Annotated in this window: 19 protein-coding genes; 13 read left to right on the top strand and 6 right to left on the bottom strand. The window is 55.1% G+C overall.

Translation table 11 applies throughout. The features are described from left to right. The first annotated feature begins 26 nt into the window (after nt 1-26). On the top strand, nt 27-758 hold the full coding sequence (gene pdxJ / locus SOM82_RS14970) for a pyridoxine 5'-phosphate synthase (RefSeq protein WP_154128262.1): 732 nt from the start codon (nt 27-29) through the stop codon (nt 756-758). After that, entirely contained in the window at nt 758-1,138 is a 381-nt protein-coding gene (gene acpS / locus SOM82_RS14965) for a holo-ACP synthase (protein WP_320459629.1), read from the top strand. Before pdxJ ends, acpS begins: the two co-directional genes overlap by 1 nt. On the opposite strand, the gene SOM82_RS14960 is transcribed toward acpS, so the two are convergent. Both SOM82_RS14960 and SOM82_RS14955 read right to left on the bottom strand, forming a co-directional pair. Further along, nucleotides 1,135-1,395, bottom strand: coding sequence for a YfhL family 4Fe-4S dicluster ferredoxin (locus SOM82_RS14960; RefSeq protein ID WP_154128266.1), 261 nt, complete (start codon nt 1,393-1,395; stop codon nt 1,135-1,137). The two genes, acpS and SOM82_RS14960, sit on opposite strands and share 4 nt — an antisense overlap. A 56-nt stretch (nt 1,396-1,451) precedes the next feature. Next, nucleotides 1,452-2,300 (bottom strand): MurR/RpiR family transcriptional regulator, encoded by an 849-nt coding sequence (locus tag SOM82_RS14955; protein WP_154128267.1) that lies wholly within the window; start codon nt 2,298-2,300, stop codon nt 1,452-1,454. Between the two features lie 119 nt (nt 2,301-2,419). Between SOM82_RS14955 and murQ the strand changes: the two genes are divergently transcribed. The 4 genes from murQ to tadA all read left to right on the top strand — a co-directional run bounded on the left by murQ (nt 2,420) and on the right by tadA (nt 5,899). Next, a complete protein-coding gene (murQ, locus tag SOM82_RS14950) occupies nt 2,420-3,313 on the top strand; it encodes an N-acetylmuramic acid 6-phosphate etherase (RefSeq protein WP_320459630.1) in 894 nt (297 codons plus the stop codon). A 16-nt stretch (nt 3,314-3,329) separates the two neighbouring features. Beyond that, nucleotides 3,330-4,691: a PTS transporter subunit EIIC gene (locus SOM82_RS14945; RefSeq protein WP_320459631.1), complete on the top strand. Its 1,362-nt coding sequence runs from the start codon at nt 3,330-3,332 to the stop codon at nt 4,689-4,691. A gap of 3 nt (nt 4,692-4,694) precedes the next feature. Continuing rightward, the gene (gene yfhb / locus SOM82_RS14940; protein ID WP_154128274.1) at nt 4,695-5,330 is read left to right on the top strand and encodes a phosphatidylglycerophosphatase C; all 636 of its coding nucleotides are present in this window, start codon (nt 4,695-4,697) and stop codon (nt 5,328-5,330) included. Nucleotides 5,331-5,392: 62 nt separating this feature from the next. Further along, on the top strand, nt 5,393-5,899 hold the full coding sequence (gene tadA, locus SOM82_RS14935; protein WP_320459632.1) for a tRNA adenosine(34) deaminase TadA: 507 nt from the start codon (nt 5,393-5,395) through the stop codon (nt 5,897-5,899). On the opposite strand, the gene mltF is transcribed toward tadA, so the two are convergent. Continuing rightward, a complete protein-coding gene (gene mltF, locus SOM82_RS14930) occupies nt 5,787-7,337 on the bottom strand; it encodes a membrane-bound lytic murein transglycosylase MltF (RefSeq protein WP_320459633.1) in 1,551 nt (516 codons plus the stop codon). The two genes, tadA and mltF, sit on opposite strands and share 113 nt — an antisense overlap. A gap of 266 nt (nt 7,338-7,603) precedes the next feature. Here mltF and purL point away from each other — a divergent pair, with 266 nt between their 5' ends. The 5 genes from purL to glnB all read left to right on the top strand — a co-directional run bounded on the left by purL (nt 7,604) and on the right by glnB (nt 15,983). Beyond that, nucleotides 7,604-11,491 (top strand): phosphoribosylformylglycinamidine synthase, encoded by a 3,888-nt coding sequence (gene purL, locus SOM82_RS14925; protein WP_320459634.1) that lies wholly within the window; start codon nt 7,604-7,606, stop codon nt 11,489-11,491. A 544-nt stretch (nt 11,492-12,035) separates the two neighbouring features. After that, entirely contained in the window at nt 12,036-13,469 is a 1,434-nt protein-coding gene (qseE, locus tag SOM82_RS14920; protein WP_320459635.1) for a two component system sensor histidine kinase QseE/GlrK, read from the top strand. Further along, nucleotides 13,466-14,230 carry a two-component system QseEF-associated lipoprotein QseG gene (gene qseG / locus SOM82_RS14915; protein WP_320459636.1) on the top strand — a complete coding sequence of 255 codons (765 nt, stop codon included), beginning with the start codon at nt 13,466-13,468 and terminating at the stop codon, nt 14,228-14,230. The genes qseE and qseG overlap by 4 nt, the downstream gene beginning before the upstream one ends. Next, nucleotides 14,227-15,564 (top strand): two-component system response regulator GlrR, encoded by a 1,338-nt coding sequence (gene glrR, locus SOM82_RS14910; protein ID WP_320459637.1) that lies wholly within the window; start codon nt 14,227-14,229, stop codon nt 15,562-15,564. The genes qseG and glrR overlap by 4 nt, the downstream gene beginning before the upstream one ends. 80 nt (nt 15,565-15,644) lie before the next feature. After that, nucleotides 15,645-15,983: a nitrogen regulatory protein P-II gene (glnB, locus tag SOM82_RS14905; protein WP_043082508.1), complete on the top strand. Its 339-nt coding sequence runs from the start codon at nt 15,645-15,647 to the stop codon at nt 15,981-15,983. A gap of 38 nt (nt 15,984-16,021) precedes the next feature. Here the strand turns inward: glnB and hmpA are convergent, their stop codons facing one another. Further along, a complete protein-coding gene (gene hmpA / locus SOM82_RS14900; protein WP_320459638.1) occupies nt 16,022-17,212 on the bottom strand; it encodes an NO-inducible flavohemoprotein in 1,191 nt (396 codons plus the stop codon). Nucleotides 17,213-17,517: 305 nt separating this feature from the next. Between hmpA and glyA the strand changes: the two genes are divergently transcribed. Next, entirely contained in the window at nt 17,518-18,771 is a 1,254-nt protein-coding gene (gene glyA / locus SOM82_RS14895) for a serine hydroxymethyltransferase (protein ID WP_154128288.1), read from the top strand. 47 nt (nt 18,772-18,818) lie between these two features. Here the strand turns inward: glyA and SOM82_RS14890 are convergent, their stop codons facing one another. After that, a complete protein-coding gene (locus tag SOM82_RS14890; protein ID WP_320459639.1) occupies nt 18,819-19,241 on the bottom strand; it encodes a DoxX family protein in 423 nt (140 codons plus the stop codon). 390 nt (nt 19,242-19,631) lie between these two features. Between SOM82_RS14890 and SOM82_RS14885 the strand changes: the two genes are divergently transcribed. After that, complete coding sequence (locus SOM82_RS14885) at nt 19,632-20,780, top strand: 3-phenylpropionate MFS transporter (protein ID WP_320459640.1); 1,149 nt, start codon at nt 19,632-19,634, stop codon at nt 20,778-20,780. Here the strand turns inward: SOM82_RS14885 and csiE are convergent. Beyond that, nucleotides 20,775-22,052 (bottom strand): stationary phase inducible protein CsiE, encoded by a 1,278-nt coding sequence (gene csiE / locus SOM82_RS14880; protein WP_320459641.1) that lies wholly within the window; start codon nt 22,050-22,052, stop codon nt 20,775-20,777. The two genes, SOM82_RS14885 and csiE, sit on opposite strands and share 6 nt — an antisense overlap. Nucleotides 22,053-22,071: the final 19 nt, after the last annotated feature.

Below are 22,071 nucleotides of genomic sequence, written 5' to 3'. Positions count from 1 at the left end.
GAACAATGAGAAAACCGAGGATTGTCATGGCTGAATTACTGTTAGGCGTCAACATCGACCACATTGCCACGCTGCGTAACGCACGCGGTACTGCTTATCCTGATCCGGTTCAGGCGGCATTTATCGCCGAGCAGGCTGGCGCCGACGGCATTACCGTGCATTTGCGTGAAGACCGCCGCCATATCACCGATCGCGATGTCCGTATTCTGCGTCAGACGCTGGATACGCGTATGAATCTCGAAATGGCGGTGACGGAAGAGATGCTGGCAATCGCCTGTGAAACGCAACCCCATTTCTGCTGCCTGGTGCCGGAAAAACGCCAGGAAGTGACCACCGAAGGCGGGCTGGATGTGGCTGGGCAGCGCGAAAAAATGCGCGATGCCTGCAAGCGTCTTGCTGATGCGGGTATTCTGGTTTCTCTGTTTATTGATGCTGATGATGAACAGATTAAAGCGGCCGCGGAAGTTGGCGCACCCTATATTGAAATTCACACCGGCTGCTACGCGGATGCCGAAGACGAAGCCACTCAGGCAAAAGAACTGGCTCGCATTGCCAAAGCGGCCACCTATGCCGCGAGTCTGGGTCTGAAGGTCAACGCCGGTCACGGTCTTACTTACCACAACGTAAAAGCCATTGCTGAAATCCCGGAAATGCACGAGCTGAACATCGGCCACGCGATTATTGGCCGCGCGGTGATGAGCGGTCTGAAAGAGGCCGTTGCGGAAATGAAGCGCCTGATGCTGGAAGCGCGTAAGTAATGGCGATTCTGGGTTTAGGAACTGACATTGTCGAAATTGCCCGCATCGAAGCGGTGATCGCCCGTAGTGGCGATCGCCTGGCTAAACGGGTACTGAGCGACAATGAGTGGGCCATCTGGGAAACGCACCAACAGCCGGTGCGTTTTCTGGCGAAGCGCTTCGCCGTCAAAGAAGCGGCGGCTAAAGCGTTCGGCACAGGTATACGCAACGGGCTCGCATTTAATCAGTTTGAAGTCTTTAACGACGAACTGGGCAAACCCCGGCTGCGGCTGTGGGGCGAGGCGCAAAACCTGGCGGAAAAACTCGGTGTCGCCCATATGCATGTGACGCTGGCCGATGAGCGTCACTATGCCTGTGCAACGGTGATTATTGAGAGTTAAAGCTTGTCGGCGTGGTGCATCAGCACAAATTTGTCCCACAGTTGTTCTTCGGACTCGGCGTGCGCCGGGTCTTTAAGAATGGTATTGGGGATCGGGCAAACTTTCTGGCAGGTCGGCGTTTCGTAATGGCCGATGCACTCGGTGCAGCGATCGCTGTTAATCTCATAAATGCTGTCACCCATCGAAATGGCCTCGTTAGGGCATTCGGGTTCGCACATATCGCAATTGATGCATTTTTTGGTGATTAACAGCGCCATCAGGAAAATCTCAGAAACATCACAAACAGGGCGGGCATTATACGCTCATTCCCTGTTCAAACCAGTTTTTTTACCAGCGCTTCACTGTGACGAATACGTTCCGGCGCATGCTCAAGATCCTGTTGCACCAGTGCCATAAACAGGAGGTCCGTCAGCATCATCTGCGCACTGGTCGATGAAATTGCCGCACTGCGAGTCGCTTGTTCTTCTGCGATAGTGTACAGACAGCGCGTCGCCCGCTGCTGGAGCGCATTCGGGGTAAAACCGGTTATCGCCAGAATCTTGCCCCCCACGCGTAATGTCTCATCGGCGGCAAGATTGACCTCACGCCGTTCGCCGGAATAGGAAATGGCCAGCAGCAGATCGTCTGGATCCATGGCCTGCACAGTGGATAACAGGGCGTGCATGTCCTGTTCGACGATGGCGTTATAACCTATTTTGGTCAGCTTCCAGCCAAAATTACGCGCAACCAGCCCGGAGGCGCCAATGCCCGTCAGGATGATGCGCCGTGCAGTCCGCAACATTGCCACGCTCTCCAGCAGTTTCTCCTCGCTGTTCACATCCAGCGTGGCATGCATGGCCGTCACATTCTCTTTGATGAGTTTTTCACCCACCAGACGCATGGGGTCGTCGCCGCGAATCTGATTATGCAGCGGCATGGATTGCGGATTCGGATTGTTGACCAGCGCTTCGCTGATGGCCAGTTTCAGCGCCGGAAAACCTTTGAAACCAATCTTCTGCGCAAATTTCACCACACTCGACTGGCTCACTCCCGCTTCACTTGCCAGCTGCTGCGAACTCAAATGCCGGGCATAATCCGGCTGCGCCAGCAGGAAATCCGCCAGTTTCTTATCGCTCTGGGCAAAGCCCGCGTAACGCTGACGAATACGAATTAAACAGTTCATATGCTCTCCTGGCGAAAATGTGATTGCTGCAGCAAAACAAGAAATTTACTCGCCCGAATGAATTTTATATTCCATTATAGTACGGTTAATGTGAATTAAAAATTCTTGAGGTGCAAAAGATGAATCTCGGCTCATTAGTTTCTGAAACCCGTAACCCGCAAACCATGGATTTGGATGCGCTCTCCACCCTTGACCTGGTAAGCCGTTTTAATCAACAGGATACGCTGGTCGCGCTGGCAGTGAAAGAGACATTGCCAGAGGTTGCCAAAGCCGTGGATGCCGCTGCCAGTGCCCTGAAATCGGGCGGACGCATCATTTACATGGGAGCAGGGACCAGCGGGCGTCTCGGTGTACTGGATGCGTCCGAATGTCCGCCAACGTTTGGTGTGCCGCATGGCCGGGTGGTAGGGCTGATTGCCGGGGGCCCCGGAGCGTTGTTAAAAGCGGTTGAAGGAGCTGAAGACAATAAGCAACTGGGCGCCGACGATCTCATGGCATTAAATCTGACCGCGCAGGATCTGGTCGTCGGCCTGGCCGCGTCTGGCCGGACGCCGTATGTCATTGGCGGTCTGGAATACGCAAAAAGTCAGGGTTGTACCACCGTTGCAATCTCCTGTAATCCAGGCTCGCCTATTGCTCAGGTGGCGGCAATTGCGATCTCTCCGGTGGTAGGGCCCGAAGCACTGACCGGCTCAACGCGCCTGAAGTCCGGCACGGCACAAAAACTGGTGCTTAATATGATCTCTACCGGCGCGATGGTGAAATACGGCAAGGTCTACCAGAATCTGATGGTGGATATGAAGGCCACCAATATCAAGCTGGTGGACAGAGCATGCCGCATGGTTGTTGAGGCCACCGGGGCGAGCCGCGAAGAAGCAGAAAACGTACTCAAACAGACCGATCACGAGGTGAAACCGGCCATTCTGATGATTCTGAGCGGACTGGATGCCGCGGCAGCGCGGGCAAAACTCGATGCGCATCAGGGATTCTTACGGGCGGCTTTAGAAAACTAAAATAACCGAGGCGTGTATGGAAAAGACAGCAGCGCTTGCCAGCGAAATTTTGCAGGGGATTGGCGGGGAGAAAAATATCCGACGTCTGGAAAACTGCATGACGCGCGTACGGGTAGAAGTGCAGGACGACGATCGGCTGGATCTGGATCGTCTGAAAAAGCTCTCCGGCGTCAGCGGCTACGTTAAACAGGGGGCGCAACATCAGCTGATTGTTGGCCCGGGCAAAGCCGCGCAGGTGGTGGAAGCTATGCGTGCGTTAATGACCGGCGAAGAAGCCGGATTGCTTGACGATACCGAACGCAATAAAGCGCAGGCAAAAGCCAAATATAAAGCCCCGATGAGCGATGCGCTGCGACAGCTGGCCAATGTCTTTATTCCGCTGATTCCGGCGTTTATTGCCTCTGGCCTGATCACCGGCATCATCAATATTCTCAAGCGCCCGGATATCGTCGGCGATTTTGCCACGCACTACCCCAATATGCTGGGGATTTTGGGCATTTTTGGCAGCGCGGTGTTTGCCATTATGAACATCCTGGTGGGCGTCAATGCGGCGAAGGTGTTTGGCGGATCGCTGGCCATGGGCGGCGTGATGGCGGGCATACTGTCCAGCCCGCAACTGGCGCAAATCAGCCTGTTTGGTGAAGCGCTCCAGCCTGGACGGGGCGGCGTGATTGCGGTGTTGCTGGTGGTCGTCCTGATGTGCTGGGTCGAGAAAAAGCTGCGCAGCATGCTTCCGGGCTCGATAGAGCTGATCCTCAATCCGCTGCTGACGACACTCATTACGGGCAGCGTGGCCATTATTGCTCTGCAACCGCTCGGAGGCTGGATTTCCGACGCGATCGCCCACGGGGCGTCGCTGGCTATCGATCGCGGCGGTCTGCTGGTCGGGGCGATTCTGTCCGGAACATTCCTGCCGCTGGTCTTAACCGGGCTGCATCAGGGGCTGGTGCCCATTCACGTTGAGCTGGTTCAGGCGCACGGTTACAACGCGCTATTGCCAATATTATCCATGGCCGGGGTAGGCCAGGTCGGTGCCGCCATCGCGGTGCTGATGAAGACCCGCAACGCTCGCCTGAAAAAAGTCATCAAGGGGGCGTTGCCAGTGGGTTTGCTCGGTATTGGTGAACCCCTTATTTTTGGGGTGACGCTGCCGCTTGGAAAGCCGTTTATCGGTGCCTGTCTCGGGGGCGCAGTGGGCGGTGCGCTGATCAGCTACTGGAAAGTGGCAACCGTTATTACCTTCGGGATCTCCGGTTTACCCCTGGCATTAACCATCGTGACCGGAAAAGTCATGCTCTATCTGTTAGGCTATTTGATAGCGGTTATCGCCGGGTTCCTGTTTACCTGGCTGTTAGGGTTCAACGATCCAGAGGAGTAAGGTTTGGTTAATCACGAGCGTCGTGTCGTCTTTTTTGATTTAGATGGAACGCTACACCAACAAGATATGTTTGGCAGTTTCATGCGCTATCTGTTGCGTCGCCAGCCCCTGAATGCACTGCTCGTGCTGCCACTTTTACCCGTCATCGGCATTGCGCTTTTGATCAAAGGACGTGCGGCGCGCTGGCCAATGAGCCTGTTGCTGTGGGGATGCACTTTTGGCCATAGCGAAGCGCGGCTTAAACAGCTTGAGCAGGATTTTGTCCACTGGTTTCGCGGTCATGTCACCGCGTTTCCGGTGGTTCAGGACCGTCTCACCAATTATCTCAACGCCAATGACGCGGATATCTGGTTGATTACCGGTTCGCCGCAGCCGCTGGTGGAACAGGTCTATTTCGACACACCCTGGCTACCGCGGGTTAATCTGATCGCCACCCAAATGGATCGCCGATACGGTGGCTGGGTGCTGACCCTGCGCTGTCTGGGCCATGAAAAGGTGGTGCAACTGGAGAAAAAAATCGGCACACCGTTGCGTCTCTACAGCGGTTACAGCGACAGTAAACAAGACAACCCACTTCTTTACTTCTGCCAGCACCGCTGGCGCGTTACCCCGGCGGGCGATCTTCAGCAACTGGAATGATTTTGTGTATAAGCATAACGGGTGTGTATAATGCCGCCCGCTTTCCACTGGAGACCGTTGCGTTGTCTGATCCTGAACTCAACCATGAATACTGGATGCGCCATGCGCTCACGCTTGCCCAACGCGCCTGGGACGAGGGTGAAGTGCCCGTGGGCGCCGTTCTGGTACATAATAACCAGGTGATTGGGGAGGGATGGAACCGCCCGATTGGCCGCCACGATCCCACTGCGCATGCCGAAATCATGGCTCTGCGTCAGGGCGGCATGGTGCTGCAAAATTATCGTCTGCTGGATACCACGCTCTACGTCACTCTTGAGCCGTGCGTCATGTGCTCAGGCGCAATGGTGCATAGCCGCATCGGTACGCTGGTGTTTGGTGCGCGAGATGAAAAAACCGGCGCGGCGGGTTCACTGATGGATGTGCTTGGACACCCGGGCATGAATCATCAGGTACAGATTATCGACGGGGTGCTTGCACCAGAGTGTTCGGGGCTATTAAGTGATTTCTTTCGAATGCGCCGTCAGCAGAAAAAGCAACAAAAGGCTGAATTGAAGTCCTTGGGTGGTTGAGCTCGTGCACAGACACCACCGGGTAGCTCTGCGCCAGCTGTTTCGCTTCCGTCACTTCTTTTTCTTTCTCCATCAGATAACCTACCAGGCTTATCTGATACTTACGAATATTCTCCACGTAGGCGTACGCCTCATGTCCACGCGCGTATCCGTAGGTGAGCTTGTTGTACCAGGGTTTCTGGCTTAACAGCGGTAAACGCTGTTTTACGTCAGACCAGCTGTCAGGATTACCCTTCGTTTTGGCGGTCAACGCGCGGGCGTCAAGCATGTGCGCGTAGCCCATATTGTACGCCGCCAGCGCAAACCAGATCCGCTCTTCTTCCGGCACGGTTTCCGGCACTTTCGCCATCATATCCTGTAAATAACGCGCGCCGCCGCTGATGCTCTGTTCGGCGTCGGTACGGTCAGTCAGGCCGAGGCTCTGCGCCGTATTTTTGGTCAGCATCATCAGGCCGCGTACCCCGGTCGGCGAGGTGGCTTGCGCGTCCCAGTGCGATTCCTGATAAGAGATCGCCGCCAGCAGACGCCAGTCTATCTCCTGAGCATATTTCTCAAACAGCGGCTGCAGATCGGGCAGAACACTGTCCACGGCGCGCAGGAAGCTGCGGGTATCGACATAATCAAAATCGCCGCCATGACCGAGATATTTCTCCTCCAGCCGCGCGAGGATGCCGTCTTCGTTCATTGAATTGAAGAAATCGAGCATGGCGGCGGAAAGGGTCTGGTCATCATCGAGCGGACTAAACCAGGTGACGGGCTGCTCGTCGGTGACATCCAGCGCAACGGCAATCTCCGGGTGAACGCGCTGGAACAAACTGATTGCCACAGAATCGGCGATCGTATAGGCGAGCTTTTTGTCCTTCACCTGCTCCAGCAGCGCCGTGGTGCCCAGCTTTTCATCGACCTTCCAGCTGAGATCGGGATATTTCTTCTCTTTCAGCGAACGCAGGTCGTCAATCACCACATGGCCGGGGGCAATCGTCAGTTGCTGATCGTTAAGTGTGGCCAGTGAGCGTGGACGAACGCCGCCCACGCGATACACCAGCTGCTGTGACACAGAGTAGTAGGTCGGTCCCGGCTGATAGTTTTTACTGCGTTCGCTGTTATAGACCAGTCCGGCGGCCAGCATGTCGGCATCGCCGTTATCCAGATCGTCGAACAGCTGGCTGATATTCTGGCGTACGGTGATTTTGAGGTTAACGCCAAGATAGTCGGCAAACTGCTGCGCCAGCTCATAATCCAGGCCGGTGATTTTGCCGTTAATATTGTTGTAGGTGAGGGGCGAGTTGATGGTACTGACGCGCAGCTCCCCTCGCTCCTTAATTGCAGCGATGCGATTTTCGGCTTTGCCGAACCATGGGATTGATGGCCATAAGGCCGCTGCCAACAGCAAGGTCACAATGCCGATGAGCAGATAATTAATCTTTAATTTTTTCAATTAGTTAATTCTCTGCGCCGTGCGATGCCTCAGTATGCTGTAGCCATGTTAAGAATAAGGTTTGCTATTGAATGTGCGGCATTTTGCGTAAACTTGCGCCAGTTGGCAACCAATTAGAGAGTTTGGTCACATCAATTGATAAAGAACGGTATTGATTTTATTTCGACGCAAACGGTTTCGTCGGCGCTCAGGATTCTCTATAATGACGCCCGTTTTCCCCTTGCGCACACTGTAAGCGCCTCAGGCGCTTCGAAGACGAGAGACTTATGATGGAAATTCTGCGTGGTTCGCCTGCACTGTCTGCCTTCCGTATCAACAAACTGCTGGCACGTTTTCAGGCTGCCGATCTTCCGGTAAGCCATATTTACGCTGAGTATGTCCATTTTGCTGACCTGAATGCTCCATTAAATGCGCAGCAACAGGCGCAGCTCGAACGTTTGCTCAAGTATGGACCGAGTTTGAGCAGCCATGCGCCAACCGGCAAACTGATCCTGGCGACACCTCGCCCTGGCACCATCTCCCCCTGGTCTTCTAAAGCCACCGACATCGCCCACAACTGCGGGCTGACCCGGATTAATCGTCTGGAGCGCGGCGTGGCGTATTACGTTGAAGCCTCGACCCTGACGAAAGAACAATGGCAGACGGTTGCCGATGAACTGCACGATCGCATGATGGAGAGCGTGTTTGCCTCTCTGGACGACGCGCAGCAACTGTTCTCCCACCATCAACCCGCACCTGTTCAAAGCGTGGATTTGCTGGGGCAGGGCCGTCAGGCGCTGATTGACGCTAACTTGCGTTTAGGGCTGGCGCTGGCGGATGATGAGATTGATTACCTGCAGGATGCGTTCGTTAAGCTGAACCGCAACCCGAACGATATCGAACTCTATATGTTTGCGCAGGCCAACTCTGAGCACTGCCGTCATAAAATTTTTAATGCCGACTGGATTATCGACGGCGAAGAACAGCCGAAGTCGCTGTTCAAAATGATCAAAAACACCTTTGAACAGACTCCGGATCACGTGCTGTCGGCTTATAAAGACAACGCGGCGGTGATGGAAGGTTCCGAGGTTGGCCGCTTCTTCGCCGACCGCGAAGCAGGGCGCTATGATTTCCATCAGGAGCCGGCGCACATCCTGATGAAAGTGGAAACCCATAACCACCCGACGGCAATTTCGCCATGGCCAGGCGCTGCGACCGGTTCCGGCGGTGAAATCCGTGATGAAGGCGCGACCGGGCGCGGTGCAAAACCAAAAGCGGGCCTGGTGGGCTTTTCGGTGTCTAACCTGCGTATTCCGGGCTTTGAACAGCCGTGGGAAGAAGATTTCGGTAAGCCGGAGCGCATTGTTACCGCACTCGACATCATGACCGAAGGCCCCCTCGGCGGCGCGGCGTTTAACAACGAGTTTGGTCGCCCGGCGCTGAACGGCTACTTCCGTACCTATGAAGAGAAAGTGGATAGCCACAACGGCGAAGAGCTGCGCGGCTACCACAAGCCGATCATGCTGGCGGGCGGGATCGGTAATATCCGTGCCGATCACGTGCAAAAAGGCGAGATCACCGTTGGCGCCAAACTGATCGTGCTGGGTGGCCCGGCAATGAATATCGGGCTGGGCGGTGGCGCGGCATCATCTATGGCCTCTGGCCAGTCTGATGCGGATCTGGATTTTGCCTCTGTGCAGCGTGACAACCCGGAGATGGAGCGTCGTTGCCAGGAAGTGATCGACCGCTGCTGGCAGCTTGGGGATGCAAACCCAATCCTGTTCATCCATGACGTCGGTGCGGGCGGTTTGTCAAACGCCATGCCGGAGCTGGTGAGCGACGGCGGGCGCGGCGGACGCTTTAACCTGCGTGACATCCTGAGCGATGAACCAGGAATGAGCCCGCTGGAAATCTGGTGTAACGAATCTCAGGAACGCTATGTGCTGGCGGTTTCCCCCGATCAGCTGCCGCTGTTTGATGAACTGTGCCGCCGCGAACGCGCACCGTATGCGGTGATCGGCGAAGCCACAGAAGCGCTGCACCTGAGCATGAACGATCCGCATTTTGACAATCAGCCGATTGATCTGCCGCTGGATGTGCTGCTGGGCAAAACGCCGAAAATGACCCGCGACGTGCAAACCCGTCAAGCTGCGGGCAAAGCGCTGGATCTGCACGGAATCACGATGGCTGATGCCGTGAACCGTATTCTGCATCTGCCGGCGGTGGCTGAGAAAACCTTCCTTGTTACGATCGGCGATCGCTCGGTAACCGGCATGGTGGCGCGTGACCAGATGGTGGGACCGTGGCAGATCCCGGTGGCGAACTGCGCAGTGACCACCGCGAGCCTGGACAGCTATTACGGCGAAGCGATGGCGTTAGGTGAACGTACGCCGGTCGCGCTGCTGGACTTTGCGGCTTCTGCGCGCCTGGCGGTGGGTGAAGCGCTGACCAACATCGCCGCCACGCAGATTGGCGATATCAAACGCATTAAGCTTTCCGCTAACTGGATGGCCGCGGCCGGTCATCCGGGTGAAGACGCCGGTCTGTACGAGGCGGTGAAAGCGGTGGGTGAAGAGCTGTGTCCGGCTCTTGGCCTGACGATTCCGGTGGGCAAAGACTCAATGTCGATGAAAACCCGCTGGCAGGAAGGAAGCGAGCAGCGCGAGATGACCTCTCCGCTGTCGCTGGTGATCACCGCGTTTGCCCGCGTGGAAGATGTCCGTCATACCATCACACCGCAGCTCTCGACGGAAGACAATGCGCTGTTGCTGATTGATTTGGGTAAAGGCCACAACGCGCTCGGCGCAACTGCTCTGGCTCAGGTTTATCGTCAGCTGGGTGATAAACCAGCCGACGTGCGCGATGTGGCGCAGCTGAAAGGGTTCTATGACGCTATCCAGGCGCTGGTCGCCGCGCGTCAGCTGCTGGCCTATCATGACCGTTCAGACGGCGGCCTGCTGGTGACGTTGGCAGAAATGGCGTTCACTGGTCATTGCGGTGTGGAAGCCAATATCGCCTCGCTGGGCGACGATCGTCTGGCGGCGCTGTTTAACGAAGAGCTGGGGGCGGTCATTCAGGTGCGCGCCGAAGATCGTGCAGCGGTTGAAGCGCTGCTGGCGCAGTACGGTCTGGCAGACTGCGTGCATTATCTCGGGAAGGCCGTCACCGGCGATCGCTTTGTTATCGAAGCGGACGGTCATGCGGTGTTCAGCGAGAGTCGCTCAACGCTGCGTATGTGGTGGGCGGAAACCACCTGGCAGATGCAGCGCCTGCGCGATAACCCGGAGTGTGCCGATCAGGAGCATGAGGCAAAAGCGAAGGACAGCGATCCGGGCCTGAACGTGAAGCTCTCTTTCGATATCAACGACGATATCGCCGCACCGTACATCGCGACCGGAGCACGTCCGAAAGTGGCCGTGTTACGCGAGCAGGGCGTGAACTCCCATGTTGAAATGGCGGCGGCGTTCCATCGGGCGGGCTTTGATGCCATCGACGTGCATATGAGCGATCTGCTGGCTGGGCGTATCGGTCTGGAAGATTTCCAGGCGCTGGTGGCCTGCGGTGGCTTCTCTTACGGGGACGTGCTCGGTGCAGGCGAGGGTTGGGCGAAGTCGATTCTCTTCAACAACCGCGTGCGCGATGAGTTCGAAACCTTCTTCCATCGCCCGCAAACGCTGGCACTGGGCGTCTGTAATGGCTGTCAGATGATGTCTAATCTGCGTGAACTGATCCCGGGAAGCGATGCGTGGCCGCGCTTTGTCCGTAACCAGTCCGACCGCTTCGAAGCGCGTTTTAGCCTGGTAGAAGTGACACAAAGCCCGTCGCTACTGTTGCAGGGAATGGTGGGGTCACAAATGCCAATCGCGGTTTCTCATGGCGAAGGCCAGGTCGAAGTGCGTGACTCAGCGCATCTCGCCACGCTCGAAAGCAAAGGGCTGGTCGCGCTGCGCTTTGTGGACAACTTCGGCAAAGTGACGCAAACCTACCCGGCTAACCCTAACGGATCGGCGAATGGTATCACTGCCGTGACCAGCGAAACCGGTCGCGTCACTATCATGATGCCGCACCCTGAACGCGTATTCCGTACCGTGAGTAACTCGTGGCATCCGGAAAACTGGGGCGAAGACAGCCCGTGGATGCGGATTTTCCGTAACGCGCGTAAACAGTTGGGTTAACTTCCATCCCCACGCCTTTCTTGAAGCTCCCGTCAGGGAGCTTTTTTTTGTGACGGTGCGCAGGAGTCGGTGTCGGGTAATCCCGACAATAGAGGATCCTGTATGTCTCCAAAAGGAGACATTTAAGTCATTGATTATTAAGCTGGTGCGAAAAGGGCGATTAAGGTGTTGCTGATTAGAGACACTTAGGCTGAAAATCATTCGATCGGTAATCAACATGAAAATGCGATAAATACTTTGTTTTTCATGATGTTAATATTTTATTTTCATTTATGGCACGGCTGTTGCATAATATTAACCAGTGGCTCATTCACCCTCTTATGTCAGCCCCTTCGGGACGCGCTACATAAACTTCGAATGACGCACAACAAGGTGCCTGCCGTCCAACTACTGATTATAGCGATGCTTTATCAGACCCAGGGCGAAACGTCGAGTAAGGCACCGCCTCATTCCATCACAAAGCCGGGTTTTTACCCGGCTTTGTTGTATCTGAAGGGCAGACTCGGTTACGCTCTCCTGACACCCTGACTGAGAGAGTAATGCGTTGAAACGCTGGCCTGTTTTTCCTCGCTCCCTGCGACAGCTCGTTATGATGGCGTTCTTGCTGATCCTGTTACCGCTGCTGGTACTGGCGTGGCAGGCATGGCAGAGCCTTAATGCGCTTAGTGCTCAGGCGGCGCAGACTAACCGTACCACGCTGATTGATGCCCGCCGCAGCGAGGCGATGACCAATGCGGCGCTGGAAATGGAGCGCAGCTATCGCCAGTATTGCGTGCTCGATGACCCCAGGCTGGCGAAGGTGTATCAGAATCAACGCAAACGCTACAGCGAAATGCTGGATGCCCATGCCGGCGTGTTGCCCGATGACAAACTCTACCAGGCTTTGCGCCAGGATCTGAACGACCTGGGCCAGCTACAGTGCAAAAATAGCGGCCCTGATGCCGTCGCCACTATTCGCCTCGAAGCCTTTGCCAACGCTAACACCGAGATGGTGCAGTCCACCCGCACCGTCGTTTTCTCTCGTGGTCAGCAACTTCAGCAAGAGATTGCCGAACGCGGTCAGTTCTTTGGCTGGCAGGCGCTGGTGCTGTTTATGGTGAGTCTGGGATTGGTCCTGCTGTTTACGCGTATGATCATCGGGCCGGTGAAGGGGATTGAGCGGATGATCAATCTTCTGGGAGAAGGCAAGTCGCTTGGCAACACCGTTGTCTTTAAAGGGCCACGCGAGTTACGTTCGGTGGGGCAGCGCATCATCTGGCTCTCCGAACGGCTGGCATGGCTGGAATCTCAGCGCCACCAGTTTTTGCGTCATATCTCTCATGAATTAAAAACGCCGCTCGCCAGCATGCGCGAAGGCACCGAGCTACTGGCCGACGAAGTGGCGGGGTCGCTCACCTCCGAGCAAAAAGAAATTGTTGAGATTCTGGATGCCAGCAGCCGCAATCTGCAAAAGCTGATTGAGCAACTGCTTGATTACAATCGTAAACTTGCAGACGGCGCCGTCGAGCTGGAAAAAGTGGAGATTGAACCGCTGGTGGATATGGTTCTCTCCGCCCACAGCCTGCCAGCGCGAGCTAAAATGATGCATACCGAGCTGGAACTCAATGAGCCGGTCTGCTTTGCAGAGCCTATGCTGTTAATGAGCGTGCTGGATAATCTTTATTCCAATGCGGTGCACTATGGTACTGAATCCGGTAACATTTATATTCGCAGCTTTACCCACGGTTCGCGGGTCTGTATCGACGTCGCCAACACCGGTAGCCCCATTCCGGATGATGAAAAAAAGATGATTTTTGAGCCCTTTTTCCAGGGAAGTCATCAGCGAAAAGGTGCGGTTAAAGGGAGCGGTTTGGGCTTAAGTATTGCCCGCGATTGCATACGACGTATGCACGGTGAGCTTTACATCTCGGATGACGATCGTGCGGATGTGTGCTTTCGAATCGAACTGCCCCTTGAGCCGGAAAAATCAATGAAATGAATCTAAGTCTGGTGAGTATGTCACACGTCTTTTCCCGCGCGATTATCGCAGCGTTTTCCAGCAAAGTTCTCCGTTCAGGGCTGTCATGTCTGCTCCTGGCGGGGTGCGTTTCACACACGCCAAAAAGTGCCATCAGCGATAAACAAGACAATAAATTACCTGAGCATCAGTTGGCCGATTTCCTTTCTACCGATTGCAACGACATCTGGCTACTCGGGGGGCATGAAGTGGAGTCGAATCCCCTGTTCTGGCTGCGCGGTATGGACTGCGCAGAGCGTCTTGCGCCTGCGGCCGCGCGAGCGCAGGCCCATCTGTGGGCCGATGACACCTGGCAGGATACTTTTAAGCGGGGCATTCTCCTGGCCACGGCGAAAATCAACCCGGTTGAACGCCGCGCCAATACCACGCGAATGGATGCGCTTAGTTCGCAAATTCCGGCCCAGATTCGCCCGCTGTATCAATTGTGGCGTGACGGACAAGTGCTGCAGTTGCAGCTTGCCGAAGAACGCTTCCGCTACAGCAAGCTGCAGCAATCCGCAGACGGTGAGCTGGACTCGCTGCGCCAGCAGCAGCAGTATTTACGTTCCCAGCTGGATACCACAACGCGTAAGCTGGAAAACCTGACGGATATTGAGAGACAACTGTCTACCCGCAAACCGGCCAGTAATTATCTGCAGGATGGCTCGAAAAGCAACGCGCAGCCCGCGAAAACCCCGGATCAGGAAAGTGATACCCAGAAACAAGAGGAAGTGAAACCATGACAAGTCGCAAACCCGCCCATCTCCTGCTGGTGGATGACGATCCCGGCTTGCTGAAGCTGCTGGGGATGCGTCTGGTCAGCGAAGGGTACAGCGTCGTCACCGCTGAAAGTGGCCTGGAAGGGCTGAAAGCGCTGGGTCGCGAGAAAATAGATCTGGTGATTAGCGATCTGCGCATGGACGAGATGGACGGGATGCAGCTATTCATTGAAATCCAGAAGCTACAGCCGGGCATGCCGGTGATTATCCTGACTGCCCACGGCTCGATTCCGGATGCGGTCGCTGCCACGCAGCAGGGCGTTTTTAGCTTCCTGACCAAACCGGTGGACAAGGACGCGCTGTATAAAGCCATCGACGATGCGCTCGAACACTCCGCGCCGTCCATTGATGAAAAGTGGCGCGAGTCCATCGTCACCCGCAGCCCGGTGATGCTGCGTTTGCTTGAGCAGGCGCGGATGGTCGCCCAATCAGACGTCAGCTTGCTGATCAACGGCCAGAGCGGTACGGGTAAAGAGATCCTCGCGCAGGCGATCCACAACGCCAGCCCACGCAGTAATAATGCTTTTATTGCCATTAACTGCGGCGCATTGCCGGAGCAACTGCTGGAGTCTGAACTGTTTGGTCATGCCCGTGGCGCATTTACCGGCGCGGTCAGCAGCCGGGAAGGGCTTTTCCAGGCGGCGGAGGGTGGCACGCTGTTTCTTGATGAAATTGGCGATATGCCGGCCCCGTTGCAGGTGAAATTGCTGCGCGTGTTGCAGGAGCGCAAAGTCCGTCCGCTGGGCAGCAACCGCGATATCGACATTAACGTGCGGATCATCTCGGCCACCCACCGCGATTTGCCAAAAGCGATGGAGCGCAAAGAGTTCCGTGAGGATCTTTATTACCGTCTGAATGTGGTCAACCTGAAGATCCCCGCGCTCGCTGAGCGTTCAGAAGACATTCCGCTGCTGGCAAATCATCTTTTACGTCAGTCCGCCGACCGGCATAAACCTTTCGTCCGCGCGTTCTCTACCGATGCGATGAAGCGCCTGATGACCGCCAGCTGGCCGGGTAACGTGCGTCAGCTGGTGAACGTGATTGAGCAGTGCGTGGCGCTCACCTCTTCGCCGGTCATCAGCGACGCGCTGGTGGAGCAGGCGCTGGAAGGAGAAAATACCGCGCTGCCAACGTTTGTCGAGGCGCGTAACCAGTTCGAACTAAACTATCTGCGTAAGCTGTTGCAAATCACCAAAGGCAACGTCACCCACGCTGCGCGGATGGCCGGGCGCAACCGCACTGAATTTTACAAACTGCTGTCGCGTCATGAGCTCGAAGCAAACGATTTTAAAGAGTAATACCGCAATATTTGATTGACTATGATACTGTGAGCAACCGATTACGAAGCAGCTGACAGGCACGAGTTCAAGGAACCACCATGAAAAAGATTGATGCGATTATTAAACCTTTCAAACTGGATGATGTGCGTGAAGCGCTGGCTGAAGTGGGCATCACCGGGATGACCGTCACTGAAGTGAAAGGCTTTGGTCGCCAGAAAGGCCATACCGAACTGTACCGTGGTGCAGAGTATATGGTGGACTTCCTGCCAAAAGTGAAAATCGAAATTGTGGTGACTGACGATATCGTGGAAACCTGCGTGGATACCATTATCCGCACGGCGCAGACCGGTAAGATTGGTGACGGCAAGATCTTTGTCTTTGACGTGGCGCGCGTCATCCGTATTCGTACGGGTGAAGAAGACGACGCAGCGATCTAAGCTGAATTTTCCCCTCCCGCCCGGGAGGGGAAAGCGCATTACAGCACCTTATGCGGGCCGAAACATTCGTAATGAATGTTGTCTTTATTCACACCCAAATCCACCAGTTGCTGCGCGGCAAACTGCATAAATGCCACCGGACCACAGACATAGAACTGCATTTCCGCTGTGCTGAATAACCCTTCATACTGACGTAAATCCATCAAACCCACGCTATTAAAGCGCGCCGCTGCGCGATCGGCTTCTGTCGGCTGGCGATACCATGTGTGGGCGTTAAATTGCGATATCCCAGCGGCAAGGGTTTTAACCTCATCGTCGAAGGCGTGAACATCGCCATTTTCCGCCGCGTGGAACCAGTTAACCTGCGCGCTGTGGTTTGCTTTAGCCAGTGTGTCCAGCATCGCCAGCATCGGCGTTTGCCCCACGCCCGCAGAAATCAGCGTAACCGGCGTGTGGGATTCAACTGCCATAAAGAAATCACCCGCCGGAGCCGCCAGATGCACCACATCCCCGACTGACGCTGCGTGATGCAGCCAGGTAGAAACCTGACCGCCTTCTTCGCGTTTAACGGCAATACGGTAGGTTTTACCGTTCGGCTGGCGCGTCAGTGAGTACTGGCGGATTTCCTGATGGGGAAATCCTTCTGGTTTGAGCCACACGCCCAGATACTGGCCGGGTTGATAATCTGCGACGGGCAGACCATCCACAGGCGCAAATTCAAAGCTGGTGATAAGCGCACTGCGCGGTGTTTTGTCAACGATGCGAAACGCGCGCGTGCCTTCCCAGCCGCCGTTTTTCGTCGCGTGCTCGCTGTAGATTTGCGCTTCGCGCTGGATAAACACATTCGCCAGCACACCGTAAGCTTTGCCCCACGCATCAAGTACTTCCTGGCCCGGGCTGAACATCTCGTCCAGGGTGGCCAGCAGATGGCCGCCGACAATATTGTACTGTTCGGGTTGAATCTGGAAGCTGGTGTGCTTCTGAGCGATTTTCTCGACGGCAGGCAGCAGTACCGCCAGATTTTCAATATTGCTGGCGTAGGCGGCAATGGCGTTAAACAGGGCTTCGCGCTGATCGCCGTTGCGCTGGTTGCTCATGTTGAAGATTTCTTTCAGCTCCGGATTGTGGGCGAACATGCGATCGTAGAAATGGGCGGTGAGTTTAGGACCGGTTTCGACCAGCAGGGGAATGGTGGCTTTCACTGTAGCGATGGTTTGAGCGTCTAACATAGCAACTTCCTTTGACGGTTATTTTAATGGTGCATTTTAAATGCATCTTATAAAAAATAACCCTGTGTTGTAAATGGTTCTTTGCAACATGAAATAGTTGCATCACAAACCTGAAAAGAAATCCATTGATAATCGCGAGGTCTTTATTCCTCAAACCCTTGCGTGGCGTGGAGGTAAACGTTTGCGTAAAATCGTTTGTCAAGACCTGTTATCACACAACTATTCGGTTATACTGTTGCCCGTCGTCCACCAGGACTGCCTTTTTCAGGCCAAAATTTTATTGTTAGCTGAGTCAGGAGATGCGGATGTTAAAGCGTGAAATGAACATTGCCGATTATGATGCCGAACTGTGGCAGGCTATGGAGCAGGAAAAAGTACGTCAGGAAGAGCACATCGAACTGATCGCCTCCGAGAACTATACCAGCCCGCGCGTTATGCAGGCGCAGGGTTCTCAGCTGACCAACAAATATGCTGAAGGTTACCCGGGCAAACGCTACTACGGCGGTTGCGAATACGTTGATATCGTTGAGCAGCTGGCTATCGACCGTGCCAAAGAGCTGTTTGGCGCTGACTATGCTAACGTGCAGCCGCACTCTGGCTCGCAGGCTAACTTCGCGGTTTATACCGCTCTGCTGCAACCGGGCGATACCGTTCTGGGTATGAACCTGGCGCAGGGCGGCCACCTGACTCACGGCTCCCCGGTTAACTTCTCTGGCAAACTGTACAACATCATTCCTTACGGTATTGATGAGTCCGGTAAAATTGACTACGAAGATATGGCGAAGCAGGCTCAGGCCCACAAACCGAAGATGATTATCGGCGGCTTCTCTGCTTATTCCGGTGTCGTTGACTGGGCCAAAATGCGTGAAATCGCAGACAGCATCGGCGCATACCTGTTCGTCGATATGGCACACGTTGCGGGTCTGATTGCGGCGGGCGTCTACCCGAACCCGGTTCCACATGCGCACGTCGTGACCACCACTACCCACAAAACCCTGGCGGGTCCGCGCGGCGGCCTGATCCTGGCGAAAGGCGGTGACGAAGATCTGTATAAGAAACTGAACTCTGCTGTGTTCCCAAGCGCACAGGGCGGCCCGCTGATGCACGTTATCGCGGCTAAAGCTGTCGCGCTGAAAGAAGCGATGGAGCCAGAGTTCAAAGTTTACCAGCAGCAGGTTGCCAAAAACGCGAAAGCGATGGTGGAAGTGTTCCTGAGCCGCGGCTACAAAGTGGTTTCTGGCGGTACTGAAAACCACCTGTTCCTGCTGGATCTGGTTGATAAGAACCTGACCGGTAAAGAAGCTGACGCAGCCCTGGGTCGCGCGAACATCACCGTGAACAAAAACAGCGTACCGAACGATCCGAAGAGTCCGTTTGTGACTTCCGGTATCCGTATCGGTTCTCCGGCTGTCACTCGCCGCGGCTTCAAAGAAGCCGAAGTGAAAGAGCTGGCAGGCTGGATGTGTGATGTTCTGGATAACATCAACGACGAAGCGGTTATTGAGCGTATTAAAGGTAAGGTGCTGGATATCTGCGCACGCTTCCCGGTTTACGCATAATCTCCTCGCAGAAATAAGAAAGGCCGCGCAAGCGGCCTTTTTTTTATCTAGCGACGGTCGATAGATATCGTCCCTGGCCCGGTCACAGCCAGCAGAAGAAATCCCCCGGCAATACTCACATTCTTGTAGAAGTTAATCATGTTCGGCATCACCGCATCGCCACTCATATCCCAGTAGTGGTGGCCAATCACCGCCGTCCCCAGGGTATAGAAGACAAATAACACTGCCAGTGGTCGGGTATAGAAACCGAGCACAATCAAAATCGCGGCGGGCACTTCCATGATCACCGCAATAATCGCCGCCAGCATTGGCATCGGTGCGCCGAGCGACGTCATATATTGCACCGTTCCATCAAAACCGGTCATTTTCGGAATACCAAAAATAATAAACAGCACAACAATCGCGATACGTGCAATCAGCAGTACCAGCGAGCGTGACTGGCCGAAATCGAAATAGCGTAATGTGTTCATGGCAGGCTCATTTTGCGGTGGGGCTTACCCTAAAATTAATACACAAAACGCAGCCTCGCCATTTTGGTTCTCTTAATAAATCAGGCATACGAGTGATGTCATTTTTGGACAGAGCGGCGTTGCCCGGGATATCGGTTTTAATCGACGCTTTTCATGGTGAAAATAAAACGACAACTCTGTTATTTCGCTGAAGGTTGAGCGATTCCCTGTCTGACTTTATCGTTTAGCGCCTGTTATTGTGGCTATGACGGATGTAAAGCAAAACCCGATACCCTGAGCCGGAAGAGAGCTAAAAACCCCTCAAAATAAAGGTGTTATTTTATTGTTAATCGTGGCTTGCGTTGACACCGTATTAAAGACAGACTAACGCCTCCAAAACGGGAGGGATTCATGGTTTTGCATTCCACACGCTGGCTGGCGCTCAGCTATTTCACCTATTTTTTTAGCTACGGTATTTTTTTGCCTTTCTGGAGCGTCTGGCTCAAGGGGATCGGCCTGACGCCAGAAATGATCGGCATCCTGCTGGGGGCGGGTCTGGTCGCGCGATTCCTGGGAAGCCTGCTCATTGCGCCGCGCGTTAGCGATCCCTCTTTGTTGATTAAAGCCATGCGCGTCCTCGCGCTGCTCACGTTGGTGTTCCTCGCCGCCTTTTGGGTCAGTCAGCAGTTTGCCTGGCTGATGGTAGTGATGGTGGGATTTAACCTCTTTTTCTCACCGCTGGTCCCGCTGACGGATGCTCTGGCCAATACCTGGCAAAAACAGGTCACGATGGACTACGGACGTGTGCGCCTGTGGGGCTCCATCGCTTTTGTCATTGGTTCGGCGCTGGTGGGCAAACTGGTCAGTATCTACGATTATCACGCCATTCTGGCGCTGCTCAGCGTGGGGATTGCCTCGATGCTGCTGGGCATGCTGTTACAACCTTCGGTGATGCCGAAGGGCGAAACTCGCCATCAGGAAGGTGCCGGCTGGCACGCCTGGCGTGGCTTAATCGTGCAGAGCTGGCGCTTTCTGGCATGCGTCTGTCTGCTGCAAGGGGCACATGCCGCGTACTACGGTTTTAGTGCGATTTACTGGCAGGGGGCGGGATATTCTGCCTCGGCGGTCGGCTATCTCTGGTCGCTTGGCGTGGTGGCCGAAGTCATCATTTTCGCCTTGAGCAAAAAGCTCTTCCGCCGCTTTGGCGCTCGCGATTTACTGCTGCTCTCCGCTGTTTGTGGGGTTGTGCGCTGGGGAATTATGGGCTGGACCACCGATCTGCCGTGGCTTATTGTGGCGCAGATCCTGCACTGCGGTACGTTCACCGTCTGCCATCTGGCAGCGATGCGCTACATCTCCGCCCGTGAGGGGAGTGACGTCATTCGTCTGCAGGCGGTCTATTCCGCGGTGGCAATGGGCGGCAGCATCGCGGTGATGACGGTGTTTGCGGGCTTCCTCTATCAGCATCTGGGCCACGGCGTCTTCTGGGTCATGGCGCTGGTGGCGCTGCCTGCGATGGTCGTTCGTCCCAAAGTGGCAGCGCGCAGTCAGGCGTTATGATTCCAGCATGGCGCGAATATGCTCTTGCTGCTGCGTATTCAATGTCTCGACGGCATGAATAAGCGGCGGTGAGAACAGCGGCAGGGCGGTAGCGTAAGGGGTAATCACCAGCGCCGCCTCGCGCGGAGCCCCCTCCTTCTGGAAGGTCTGAAGCGTGAGATAGCGAATATTCAGGGGTAGCAGGGTGAGTTCCCGAAGTTGCCCCTCAATCAACGTTTCAGCGGCTTTATCTTCTCCGGTTAATAACACCACCTGTTTTTCATACAGATCCGTTTCCTGCATCAGCCAGGCACCCAATATTACGGCGACCAGACACATCTCTTCGTCAGAAAAGCGTAGCCCGAATTCCGCTTCGACTTCAAATAACACCTCCCGGGTGGTACGCATCAAACGGGGATAAAGCCGGCCAATCTCCTCGGGCAGGCTGTTGTCGATACCAATGCCAAACAGCGAGCGATCCAGCGCCTGAGTCAGGTGGGTATAAAGCTGGTCGGTCAGCCCTTGTTCATCGCTAAAACACATTCCCGTTTGCCCGCGAAAACGCCCTATCATCCGTGAAATGGCCCGGCGCAGCCGCTCATCCTGCTGATGGGCATCGCGCAATGGGTCGGGCGTGCGCAGCATCATAAACAGCAGCGACAGGAACAGATGCTCGTCGGTATGGGGCATCTGCAAGACGCGCCGCTGCCAGTGACGGACAATTTCCTGCGCTATCAGGTATTCACCGCGCGACTGCGCCCAGTTACGCTGAATGGCAGAAAACTGCGGCGTCTGTCCAAGATGGTGCTGGAGCAGGCAATATTGCAGGTAGAGCTGCAAAAACTGAATATCACGGCACTCGAACTGACGCTGCAGGCGGCGCGCGCAGAAGTTGATTAGCGCACGCAGATTGGTATCGTCATACAGAGGTCGCGCGATGCCCCGTTGTTTAAGTTCCGTTTTGAGCGCCGGGGTAAACTGCTGAGTGATGAAGCCCGGGCATAGCCGCAATGCCCGACGCAACCCGTGCAGCAGGCAAAGACGTTGATCGAGTGTAGTGCCTTCAATCCGGTAGCAGCCGTCTTGATGCAATGCGATGTTGAGCCGGTGATAGCGCTGGATTTCATCGCAAGTCTCGGCTATATCTTGCCGTGCGATTTCGTCGTCAACCCCATTGATATCAACAATGCTTTGCGGAGTGACGGTAAAACCTGGCAGGTAAAACATCAACAGCACCTGGCAGCGACGCTGCGAACTGGAAAGCACAGATGGGTTTTCAAGCGTCGTCATCATCTGTCGGGTATCCAGTTAG

The sequence above is a fragment of the Lelliottia sp. CFBP8978 genome, from assembly GCF_034046055.2.
GTDB lineage: Bacteria > Pseudomonadota > Gammaproteobacteria > Enterobacterales > Enterobacteriaceae > Enterobacter.
The sequence above is the reverse complement of the archived record's forward strand: the minus strand, read 5'-3'. Positions and strand labels throughout refer to the sequence as shown.

Coding starts and splice junctions, on each gene's coding strand:
- murQ (WP_320459630.1), top strand. CDS start 2,420: ATGAATCTCGGCTCATTAGTTTCTGAAACCCGTAACCCGCAAACCATG.
- qseG (WP_320459636.1), top strand. CDS start 13,466: ATGAATCTAAGTCTGGTGAGTATGTCACACGTCTTTTCCCGCGCGATT.
- acpS (WP_320459629.1), top strand. CDS start 758: ATGGCGATTCTGGGTTTAGGAACTGACATTGTCGAAATTGCCCGCATC.
- SOM82_RS14945 (WP_320459631.1), top strand. CDS start 3,330: ATGGAAAAGACAGCAGCGCTTGCCAGCGAAATTTTGCAGGGGATTGGC.
- purL (WP_320459634.1), top strand. CDS start 7,604: ATGATGGAAATTCTGCGTGGTTCGCCTGCACTGTCTGCCTTCCGTATC.
- csiE (WP_320459641.1), bottom strand. CDS start 22,052: ATGATGACGACGCTTGAAAACCCATCTGTGCTTTCCAGTTCGCAGCGT.
- pdxJ (WP_154128262.1), top strand. CDS start 27: ATGGCTGAATTACTGTTAGGCGTCAACATCGACCACATTGCCACGCTG.
- hmpA (WP_320459638.1), bottom strand. CDS start 17,212: ATGTTAGACGCTCAAACCATCGCTACAGTGAAAGCCACCATTCCCCTG.
- glrR (WP_320459637.1), top strand. CDS start 14,227: ATGACAAGTCGCAAACCCGCCCATCTCCTGCTGGTGGATGACGATCCC.
- SOM82_RS14955 (WP_154128267.1), bottom strand. CDS start 2,300: ATGAACTGTTTAATTCGTATTCGTCAGCGTTACGCGGGCTTTGCCCAG.
- glyA (WP_154128288.1), top strand. CDS start 17,518: ATGTTAAAGCGTGAAATGAACATTGCCGATTATGATGCCGAACTGTGG.
- SOM82_RS14890 (WP_320459639.1), bottom strand. CDS start 19,241: ATGAACACATTACGCTATTTCGATTTCGGCCAGTCACGCTCGCTGGTA.
- glnB (WP_043082508.1), top strand. CDS start 15,645: ATGAAAAAGATTGATGCGATTATTAAACCTTTCAAACTGGATGATGTG.
- SOM82_RS14960 (WP_154128266.1), bottom strand. CDS start 1,395: ATGGCGCTGTTAATCACCAAAAAATGCATCAATTGCGATATGTGCGAA.
- SOM82_RS14885 (WP_320459640.1), top strand. CDS start 19,632: ATGGTTTTGCATTCCACACGCTGGCTGGCGCTCAGCTATTTCACCTAT.